General features: G+C 64.2%; 11 protein-coding genes. 2 read left to right on the top strand and 9 right to left on the bottom strand.

What is annotated here, in order from left to right:
* Window positions 1–53: 53 nt before the first annotated feature.
* Entirely contained in the window at window positions 54–527 is a 474-nt protein-coding gene (gene tsaE, locus ACTS2Z_RS01385) for a tRNA (adenosine(37)-N6)-threonylcarbamoyltransferase complex ATPase subunit type 1 TsaE (RefSeq protein WP_442571443.1), read from the bottom strand.
* A gap of 107 nt (window positions 528–634) precedes the next feature.
* On the opposite strand from tsaE, the gene ACTS2Z_RS01390 reads away from it, so the two are divergent.
* Both ACTS2Z_RS01390 and ACTS2Z_RS01395 read left to right on the top strand, forming a co-directional pair.
* A complete protein-coding gene (locus ACTS2Z_RS01390; RefSeq protein WP_442571444.1) occupies window positions 635–1,861 on the top strand; it encodes an NAD(P)/FAD-dependent oxidoreductase in 1,227 nt (408 codons plus the stop codon).
* A gap of 39 nt (window positions 1,862–1,900) precedes the next feature.
* Window positions 1,901–2,221: a 2Fe-2S iron-sulfur cluster-binding protein gene (locus tag ACTS2Z_RS01395; RefSeq protein ID WP_442571445.1), complete on the top strand. Its 321-nt coding sequence runs from the start codon at window positions 1,901–1,903 to the stop codon at window positions 2,219–2,221.
* A 5-nt stretch (window positions 2,222–2,226) separates the two neighbouring features.
* On the opposite strand, the gene ACTS2Z_RS01400 is transcribed toward ACTS2Z_RS01395, so the two are convergent.
* The 8 genes from ACTS2Z_RS01400 to ACTS2Z_RS01435 all read right to left on the bottom strand — a co-directional run.
* On the bottom strand, window positions 2,227–3,009 hold the full coding sequence (locus ACTS2Z_RS01400) for an SDR family NAD(P)-dependent oxidoreductase (RefSeq protein ID WP_442571446.1): 783 nt from the start codon (window positions 3,007–3,009) through the stop codon (window positions 2,227–2,229).
* Window positions 3,006–4,082, bottom strand: coding sequence for an SMP-30/gluconolactonase/LRE family protein (locus ACTS2Z_RS01405; RefSeq protein ID WP_442571447.1), 1,077 nt, complete (start codon window positions 4,080–4,082; stop codon window positions 3,006–3,008). The genes ACTS2Z_RS01400 and ACTS2Z_RS01405 overlap by 4 nt, the downstream gene beginning before the upstream one ends.
* Window positions 4,083–4,167: 85 nt before the next feature.
* The gene (locus tag ACTS2Z_RS01410; protein ID WP_442571448.1) at window positions 4,168–5,376 is read right to left on the bottom strand and encodes a kynureninase/PvdN C-terminal domain-containing protein; all 1,209 of its coding nucleotides are present in this window, start codon (window positions 5,374–5,376) and stop codon (window positions 4,168–4,170) included.
* A complete protein-coding gene (gene kynB / locus ACTS2Z_RS01415; protein ID WP_442571449.1) occupies window positions 5,373–6,017 on the bottom strand; it encodes an arylformamidase in 645 nt (214 codons plus the stop codon). The genes ACTS2Z_RS01410 and kynB overlap by 4 nt, the downstream gene beginning before the upstream one ends.
* Before the next feature lie 63 nt (window positions 6,018–6,080).
* Window positions 6,081–6,857 carry a glucose 1-dehydrogenase gene (locus tag ACTS2Z_RS01420; RefSeq protein WP_442571450.1) on the bottom strand — a complete coding sequence of 259 codons (777 nt, stop codon included), beginning with the start codon at window positions 6,855–6,857 and terminating at the stop codon, window positions 6,081–6,083.
* Window positions 6,858–6,951: 94 nt separating this feature from the next.
* Window positions 6,952–9,024, bottom strand: a complete 2,073-nt coding sequence (locus tag ACTS2Z_RS01425; RefSeq protein WP_442571451.1) for a prolyl oligopeptidase family serine peptidase — start codon at window positions 9,022–9,024, stop codon at window positions 6,952–6,954.
* A gap of 86 nt (window positions 9,025–9,110) precedes the next feature.
* Window positions 9,111–9,392, bottom strand: coding sequence for a YdcH family protein (locus ACTS2Z_RS01430; protein ID WP_442571452.1), 282 nt, complete (start codon window positions 9,390–9,392; stop codon window positions 9,111–9,113).
* A gap of 51 nt (window positions 9,393–9,443) precedes the next feature.
* Window positions 9,444–9,731, bottom strand: a 288-nt coding sequence (locus tag ACTS2Z_RS01435; protein WP_442571453.1) for a hypothetical protein, incomplete at its 5' end; no start/stop codon positions are given.

The following is a 9,731-nucleotide window of genomic DNA, read 5'->3' on the forward strand; positions in this document are numbered from 1 at the left end:
CGCCCCATCCGGCCTCGCGGACAAAAACGCTGCGTTCATGCGCGCGATCCGCTTCAGACTGTGATTGCGGCAAGGCGCTCCCCCCAGCTGCCATGCGCCTCAAGGCGCGCTGTGCGGGTATTGTCTTGCCTGCCGCCAACGGCAAAATCCAGTGTGATTTCCAGCCGGTCATCGCTTGGCGGGCCGTCAAGCCGGTCCGGCCATTCGATGAGGACAATGCCGGTTCCGGCGGCATCCTCAAGACCAAGCTCGATCAGTTCCTCGCTGTCCTCCACCCGGTAGAGATCGGCGTGAAGCACGTCATGCCCGCGGGTCGACAGGTAGGACTGGACCAGCGTGTAAGTCGGACTGGGAATGTCCTCGGCGCCGGTCAACGCACCGATAAAGGCACGCGCCAGCGTTGTCTTGCCCGCCCCAAGGCCGCCTGAGAGCAGGATCGCGTCTCCCGGCCTGGCCAGTGCCGCCAGCGAGCGGGCAAGAGCGTGCGTCGCGGCAAGCGTATCCAGATGAATCGTGCGTTCGGTCATGACCCGCAGTAAGGCGTCAAAATTTCCGGCACAGCAAGGGCGGGCCTGACCCGCCGGGCAGTGCCAGACCCTTGCCAGCCTGCGCCGGAGCAGCCAAGAAAGCAGGCATGAGCACACAACCAGGAACGGTGATCATCGGAGCCGGACAGGCGGGCCTTGCCTGCGCCGCCGAGCTGCGCCGCCGCAAGTATGACCGCCCCGTCACCCTGATCGGCGCAGAGACGGCCCTGCCCTATCAGAGGCCGCCTCTGTCCAAGGCGTATCTTTCCGGCGAGATGCCCGCAAACCGGCTCTGGCTGAAGCCGGAAGCCTTCTATCCGGCAGCGGGGATCGAGTGCCTCCTCAACACGGCGGCAACAGCGATTGACCGCGAGGCCCGCGAGGTGGTTCTCGCTGATGGGCGCCGCATCGCCTTTGAGCATTGCGTGATCGCCACCGGCGGCGAGGCACGCATTCCGCCAATTCCGGGTGCTAACCTGCCCGGCGTGCAGGTATTGCGCACGTTTGCCGAAGCGGACCGCCTGTCCGCGGCGCTTGAAAACGCCTCGTCGCTGGCCGTCATCGGTGCCGGCTATATCGGCCTTGAAGTTGCCGCCTCTGCGCGCAAGCGCGGCCTTGCCGTAACCGTTCTGGAAGCAGCGGAACGGCCCATGGCGCGCACCGCCAGCCCGATTCTTGGCGGCTGGTTCGGCGCCGTCCATCGCGGATATGGGGTGGACTTGCGGGTATCCACGCCTGTTGCCTCCATCCTCGAACGCGAAGGCAAGGCAGGAGGCGTCGTGCTGGCCGATGGCGAGATCGTGGAAGCCGACAGCATCCTGCTGGCAGCAGGCCTGGCACTGAATACCGGACTTGCCGAAGCTGCAGGTCTCGAATGCGCCGACGGCATTCTGGTCGACCCGTCCTGCCGGACGAGCGACCCTAACATCCTCGCCTGCGGCGATGTCGCCCGCTTCGATTCGGCGCTCTATGGCCGGTCGATCCGGCTGGAATCGGTCCAGAATGCCATCGAACAGGGAAAGGCCGCAGCCGCAACCATTGCCGGGGAACCGGCCACGCACGATCCGGTCCCGTGGTTCTGGTCAGACCAGTACGAGCTGAAACTGCAGATAGCCGGCCTGATCGAAGGCGCGGACCTGAAAGTACGCAGGGGCGATCCCGAACTTGGCAATTTTTCCGTCTTCCACATGAAGGACGGGCGCATCATCGCCTGCGAGGCGGTCAATTCCGCACCGGAATTCATGGCCGCCCAGAAGCTGATACGCAGCGGCAAGACGGTCGATCCGGAGGCCTTGCGCAATCTGGATGTGGCGATGCGCGACCTTCTCGCCTAAATACCCGCGCAACGGGTTTCCCACGCATCAGGACATGACATGACGAAGATCACCTATATCGAGCATGACGGCACGCAGCACACTGTGGAGGCCGTCAACGGGCTGACCGTGATGGAGACCGCCATCCGCAACATGGTCCCCGGCATCGATGCCGATTGCGGCGGGGCGTGCGCCTGCGCCACCTGCCACGTCTATGTAGACCCGGCCTGGGAGGACAAGACCGGCGAACGTTCCTCCATGGAGCAGTCCATGCTGGACTTTGCCTCCGACCTTGAACCCAATTCGCGCTTGTCCTGTCAGATCAAGGTGACAGAAGCGCTGGACGGCCTCGTGGTGCGCCTGCCGGCACAGCAAGGCTGAGCCCGTCAGGCCCGCTCCACCTCACGCCTCACAATCGCCTGCACAAGGCTGGCAGGCGAGAGCTTGGTCAGCAGATAGACCGCCCGCATTTTCGCGCCTGAAACGACAAACCTCTTGCCTCTATCGAGACCGCGCATGATATCGCGGGCGACCTCTGCGGCGGTAGTGGCGGTGAAGCTGTCAAACGTGCGCAAGCCCTCCATACCCGCCACCCCCTTGAAAGGGGTGTCCTTCACGGCAGCCGGGCAGACCGTCATCACGCGGACGCTGGACCCTTGCTCCTTGAGCTCACTGTCCAGCGCCAGCGAGTAGTGGCGGACGAAAGCCTTCGTCGCGGCATAGACCGCCATGAAGGGCACAGGCTGGAAGGCGGAGTTGGAGGCGATATTGACGATGCGCCCGCCCTTTTTCTCCATAAGCGGGAGAAACGCGCGCACCATGGCGTGCAGCGCGCTCACATTGAGCGCGATCATGGCCGCTTCGCGCCCTGGCTCCTGACTGGCGGACGGGCCATAAAGGCCGATACCGGCATTGTTGACCAGAATGTCGGGTGTGGCGGTCTTCTTCACCCATTTGGCGATGCGGTCAGCGGCATCGCTTTCGGTGAGGTCGAGACACAGCGCATCAATGACGCCGTCGGGAAATTCCGCCTGCAATCCTTCCTGCGCGGCGTTGATCTCGGCCGGGTCGACCGAGACCCAGGCCACCTGCCAGCCGCGTTCCAGCGCCGCGCGCGAGAGGGCAAGACCGATACCGCTAGACCCGCCCGTGATCAGGATGCGCGTCATTGCGCAGGCACCTCGTCGAGCCTTGGCGGTACGGGAAACGCATCGACGCCCGGACGGTCGAGCCCGCCCGTCCAGATCTGACCCTGCCACGGGACGATTGTTGTTGCGCCCAGCTCGGAATCCTCCGGCCCGTAGAGCACGCGCACCGGCTCGCCCAGCCGGTTGACGGCAAGCCCCATGACCGGGCGCGGCGGCAATTCAGGCTCGCCGAACACGTCGGTGAAGCGGCGCAACAGGCGCTTGAGCAGCGGGCGCGGATGGAAGAACTCCAGTTGCGCGCTGCGCCGTGACGGCATGGCGATCCAGAGGAGCCCCTCCTCCTCATCCCAATGGATATTGTCGGGATAGCCGGGCAGGCCATCAATCAGCACGCGAAGGTTTCCGCTGACCGGATCAAGCACATGCACCCGTCCGGCCCAGGTCTCGTTGATGAAGACCTCACCCGAGACCGGATCATGGGCAACGCCATTGGCAAAGGCGAGATCTTCGGCCAGCACACGCCGTGTGCCTTCAGGGCTGTAGGCAAGAATGCGCGCCGTGCGCTCTCCCTCCCAGAAGCTCTCCATGTACTCGCCATAGCCATAGCGGCCGGACGCGTCGGTGAGGATGATGGTGCCGTCTTCCAGAACCGTCAGGTCATCGGTGAAGACAAGGGCGGGAAACTCGCCCGGCTCGTCGATGACGGTCCATTCGCCCTCATCCAGCCGGAGCAGACCGCGCAAGGCATCGGCGACATGCAGCGTCCCGCCGGACGAAAACGCCAGACCCAGAGGGCGCCCGCCGGTATTGGCAATCTCTTCCCAGCCGCCTTCCGGCGCGCGGGCCATGATGCGCCCGTCTGCAAGTCCGGTGTAGAGCCGCCCGTCGGGACCGGGTTCGAGATCCTCTGCGCCCTGAAGCCCGTCCTCGCTCACCACCGGCGCGGCAGGCGTATCAAAGAGGGCTTCCAGCGCAGGATCAGGCGGTGTCGGGCTGAAATAGCGCGCATCCAGCGCGCCCGGCCCGAACAGGAGCAGGATGGCAAGGCCCAGAAGGCCGAACAGAACCGCCGCCAGACGGATAATCCACGCCATGCTTCAATCCCCTCGAACGCTCAATATCCGGGTAGCCAGCTTCCCTTGAAAGACCGCGCCTTGGCAAGGCGGGCGGACGACCGTCTCAGGTCACCGCATTGCGTTTGGCAAACCTCGCATCGCGGTAGGCACTCGAACGCACGATGTCGACCAGGCGCGTTCCTGCCTCGAAGACCGCTTCATGGGTGAGGTAAAGCGGCGCAAAGCCGAACCGCATGATGTCAGGCTCACGGAAATCGCCGATCACGCCTTGCGCGATGAGGGCCTGCACGATGGCGTAGCCATGCTCGTGAACGAGGCTGACATGGCCTGCCCGCTGCGCCGAAGGTGGCGAGACGCACGCCAGCCCTAGAGGTTCAATGGCCGCAAGGAAAGTATCCCCGAGCGCCCGGGCCTTGGCCTCCACGCCTGCCATGTCGACACCGTCAAAGACGGCCAGCGCGCCATGAAGCGTGCTCATGGACAGGATGGCCGGTGTGCCGGCGCCAAAGCGGGTGACGCCCTTTGCAGGCGCATAGCCGTCCTTGAAGCTAAAGGGGCTGGCATGGCCCATCCAGCCCGACAAAGGCTGCGCGAAATGCTCCACGACATCGCGATGGCAATAGATGAACGCCGGAGCGCCCGGCCCGCCATTGAGATATTTGTACCCGCACCCGACAGCGTATTTCGCGCCGTCCCGCTCCAGTTTCAGGTCAACCAGGCCTGCGCCGTGGGACAGGTCCCAGATGATGGTCTTGCCAAGGCGCGCCGCTTCACGCTCCTCGGCGGCAATATCCACCTTGGCCGCCGTCTTGTAGTGCACCGCGCTCCTGACCAGCACGTCCACATGGTCCGGCAGGCCCGCAACGCCTGTCCCCGGCTCGATCAGGGCAAAGGGCGTGCCCGAAAGCCTCGCCAGCCCCTCCATCACATAGCCGTCCGTGGGAAAATCACCCCGCTCCACCGCAACGCCCTTCGCCCCGCCCATGACCAGGCCGGCAGCCAGCTTGAAGAGGTTCACAGAGACGGAATCGCCCGCGATCACGCTTGCCGCATCAACGCCGATCAGGCGGGCAATGCGCGCGCCGGTGCGCAGGGGCAGACCCATCCAGTCAGCCGTGTTCCAGGACGCAATGAGATCATGGCCCCATTCCATCTGCGCAGCCCTTGCCAGCGCATCGAGCGCCGGGCGCGGCGGTGGGCCGAGCGAGTTGCCGTCAAGATAGATGACGCCTTGTGGCAGATCGAAAAGCCGGGCGGTATCGGCAAACGGATCATCGCGATCAAGCGCGCGGGCCTCGTCAATCTGCATCATGGCAAAGTCCTCAGTACGGCACGCACCGGCGCAGCATCCATGCCGGCGAGCTTCAGCGGCAGGGCTATCAGCTCGTAGCGACCTTCGGCCACATCATCGAGCACCAGCCCCTCGATGATGCGCATGTCATGGGCCGCGACACGCCTGTGCGCCGACATGGTCTTGGAGGTTTCCGGATCGACCGACGGCGCATCCGTGCCGATCAGGCGCACGCCGCGCGCGTGGAGCAGGTCGATGGCCTCCGGCTCGATGGCCGTGAACTGGCTGTCCCATTCCGACTGCGGTGCCTTGGTGTAGGTACGCACCAGCACCCGCTGCGGCACCTGACCCGCGCAGACTTCGTCCAGCTTCGCGCCAAGCACGTCCGCGCCCAGCAATGCACCTGCCTCCATGCAATGGATAACCACGCAGGGCCCGATGAAGACATCGAGCGCCATGGCGGCCGCATCCTGGCCTGCCGCATCATAGTGCAAGGGCGCATCGGCATGCGCACCGGTATGAGTGGACATCGTCAGCTTCGAGACATTGACCGGCGACCCCTTGCCCATATCCCAGGTGCGCTGGAAATCCACCGGCGTATCGCCCGGCCAGACGGGCAGTCCGGGCCAGATGGCGGGGGAAATGTCGATCAGTCGGATCATGGCTTGGCGTGCCCTGCAGTTTGGCTTTCCTCACCCGCGATCGGGCGGGGGAAGCCGCTCGAGCTAAAGCGGCCCTCTGCCCATGATCCCGCCATCGACGACAAGGCACTGGCCGGTCATGTAGCTGGAGGCGTCACTGGCAAGGAAGTGGATGGCTGCCGCCATGTCTTCGGGCTGACCGACACGCTGGAGCGAGAAATTGCGCTTCATCATGTCATCAAGGCCGGGATTGGAGGTCAAAGCGCTGGCGAGCTTCGTTTCCGTCAGGCCGGGACAGAGCGCATTGACCCGCACCTTGTGGCCGCCCGCTTCCTGCGCCAGTACCTGCGTCATGGAGATCACCGAGGCCTTGGTGATCGAATAGACGCCCTGGAAGAAGCCGGGACGCAGACCATTGACCGAGGCCACGTTGACGATTGCGCCGCCGCCAGTCTCCTTCATCATGTGGATGGCGCCTGTGGAGAGGAAGAACGGCCCCTTCACATTGACGTCGAACGTCTTGTCAAAGGCGTCTTCAGGCGTGTCCTCTACAGGGCCGAAATACGGGTTGGTAGCGCCGTTATTGACCAGAATGTCGAGACGGCCTTCCTCCTTCCGGATGGCTTCAAGCGCAGCCTTGCGGTCCTCGGCGCTGCCCAGATGCAGCGTCATCGCCCGCGCCTTGCCGCCCGCCTCGCGGATTTCAGCCGCCACACGCTCGCAATCCGCAATCTTGCGGCTTGCCGCAATGACGATAGCGCCGTTGCGGGCCAGACGTTTCGCCGCCGCCTCGCCGATACCTCGGCTGGCGCCGGCAATGAGGGCCACCTTGCCGTCAACGCGCAAATCCGTCTCGGTCATTCCAACTCCCCTTTTTTTCGTGTTTTTGCGGACGCGCCGCCCGCCTCCTGAAACCTTCTGGAGGCGGGCAAAGCGACGTCAGTAATTGCGATGCCTAGTCGGTCGCCAGCAGCGCATCGTAATCAAGATCGGAAGACGGAATCTCGCCGCCCGGACCTTGCAGGTAATGACGCATCCAGCCCATCAGCCGATGGGCATAGTCGAACTGGGCAGCCGCGTTGCGCAGGCCATGGCCTTCACCCGGATAGGTGACAAGGCGAACCGGCGCTTCGCCGGCAATCTTGAGATAGCGGTAAAGGATATAGCCCTGCGACGGCGCCACGCGGGTGTCGGCCTCACCATGCATCACGAGCGTCGGCGTCGTCGAACCGTGCGCGTTCATGATCGGGGAGTGCTCGAAATACCACTCCCAGTTCTCCCACGGATAATGGATGAAGTGCACATCCACCATCTCGACCGGGATGTCGGTATTGCCCATGAAGGACACGAGATCGGTCAGCGCCACGAACGGAACCGAGGCGGCAAAATGCTCGCTGGCAACCGTCGCACCCCAGGCCGAGGCGAACCCGCCATAGGAACCACCGGTAATGCCGACGCGGGCAGCATCGATAATTCCCTCATCGGCGAGATGGCCGACGCCATCGACAATGTCCTCGAACTCCTCACCGGGAGGGTTGAGGTGGTCAAGCTCGATAAATCCAAACCCGCGCCCGGTGGAGCCGCGATAATTGGGGTAGAAGATGGCAAAGCCTTCGCCCGCGCCAATCTGGCCCGGACGCGAATACCCGGTCAGCCAGCCATTATGGTCATGGGCTTCGGGGCCGCCATGTACCACGGTAATCATCGGCCAGCCATTTTCCGGCGCCTCGCCCTGCGGCGTGATCAGCACACCCTCGACCTCGACACCGTCACGCGCTGTCCAGCGCACCACGCGCTGATCGGCCAGAGTGCGGTCAGCAAGCCAGGGGTTGAGATCAGCCCAGCGGGCCGGAATTTCGCCCATGGCCGCAACATAGACATCACGCGGGTGGGCCGGGCTGTCCGCGACAAAGGCAACCGTATCGCCCGCCGCATCAAGGCTTATCGAGTGGGCGACATAGCCTGCATGCTCCTCACGCATCAGCTCTTCACCCGACGGTGAATAGCTGACCCAGGCGCTCGACTGGCGCACATGGGCGAGCGCGAAGATCGTGTCGCCATTCCACGCAAAGTCGCGGATATGCTGCTCGGCATCGGCGGCAATCTGGACGTAGGTGCCGGTGGCCGTATCAGCCACATGGATCGTTCCGGCGGTGGCGTCAGCGCGGTTTATGCCCGCGAGGAAAGCAAACTGCGACCCGTCCGGCGAGAAGCGCCCCATGCCAAGCTTGCCCGGCGTTTCCACCGTGGCCACGACATCACCGTTCTGCGTGTTCACGAACACCCAGCGCTGTTCCATCATGGCGTCATCGACCGACGGGGTGGGCGCCAGCGCGACGGCAAGGCGCGAACCGTCAGCCGAAAGCTCGATCGCACCGGCATGGCCGTCCAGGTCCAGCGGCTCGGCGGCGCGGGCTTCATCGTTCAGATCGACCCGCCAGACCCAAGAAGCCTGCTGGTTTTCCTCATACACATTGGCGCGGAAACCGCGCTCGCGCAGGGCCGTCATGTCAGGAACGTCGGGATCACGGCCGACGAAGTAGAGGTAGGCGCCATCGGACGACAGCACATAGCCCTGCATCGCCGTTTCGGGATGATAAAGCCGTTCCGGCTCGCCGCCTGCCAGCGGCACGCGGTAAAGCGCCGGGCGCTCATCACCTTCGCGCCGCGCGATATAGGTTACGCTCTCGCCATCCGGATGCAGCGCCGTTCCGCCGACACTGTCCTCGCCGGAGACAAGCGCACGCAGGGCGCCCGGCGTATCGGCAACGTAGAGATGGGAGCGCGGTGTGCCATCGCTCTCGCCTGTGCGGATATCGCGCGGAACCGAGACGGTGAAGACGGTCTGGCTTCCTGCAGGCGTGATCATTACCTGACCCGCCTGACGCAACTGGAACAGGTCATTGATCGAGACCGGGCGGGCCTCCGCCTGCTCTTGCGCAAAGACGGGCGCTGCCGCGACCGGCAGGGTCATGAACGCGCTTGCCAGCGCAATGGCGGCAAACGGGCTTTTCAAGCTGATGGGCATTGGGGTTAGCCTCCCTTCGACATGTTGGTTGCCGGAGAAGCTAAAGCGATGAAGGGCCTGCGTCGAGCTTTTGCCCGCACTGTCCCTCAGGCGATGATGTCGGGGTTCAGCTGATCCTCGATCGCGAAGATCATGTCCTTGAGCATCAGCTTGCGCCGTTTGAGGCGCACCAGCTTGAGCTGGTCGACGACGCCGCAATCCTGCGCGGCACGCACTTCGGCATCCAGCGACCTGTGCTCGCGGCGCAGTTCGGCCAGCTTGGCTACCAGCGCATCTTCATCGAGATCACCGAACATCTGGCGCAAACCCGCTGTGACTGCAAACTTCCATCCGGCATGGCGGACGGGCAGTTGCAAACTCGTGGACAAGGACGATACCCCGCTACCGGCCTTCCATGTCCGGCGTGCGGGGCGCGGACACTACTCTTTTTTCATCGCGGAGAAAACGGCTTCTTTGAATTGCCCGACCGGTGCCGCCACACCCGTGCTCGCGGCATAATGTTCAAGGGCCTCGCCCGCCGCCTGCATGTCTGGCCCATCCGCTCTCGCAGGCAATTCGATAGCCGCCAGCATGGTCTGCGCGATGGCTTCAGCTGCCAGCTCCACTTTCAGGACATCATGACGCAGGGCGGCGGCAGGCTCTGGCGGAATTGGGTCGCTGACGTGCTTCAACCGGTCACGCACCCCGCGTAACGGCCCGACCGCGAG

It is taken from the genome of Glycocaulis sp., from assembly GCF_052168375.1.
Lineage (GTDB): Bacteria > Pseudomonadota > Alphaproteobacteria > Caulobacterales > Maricaulaceae > Glycocaulis.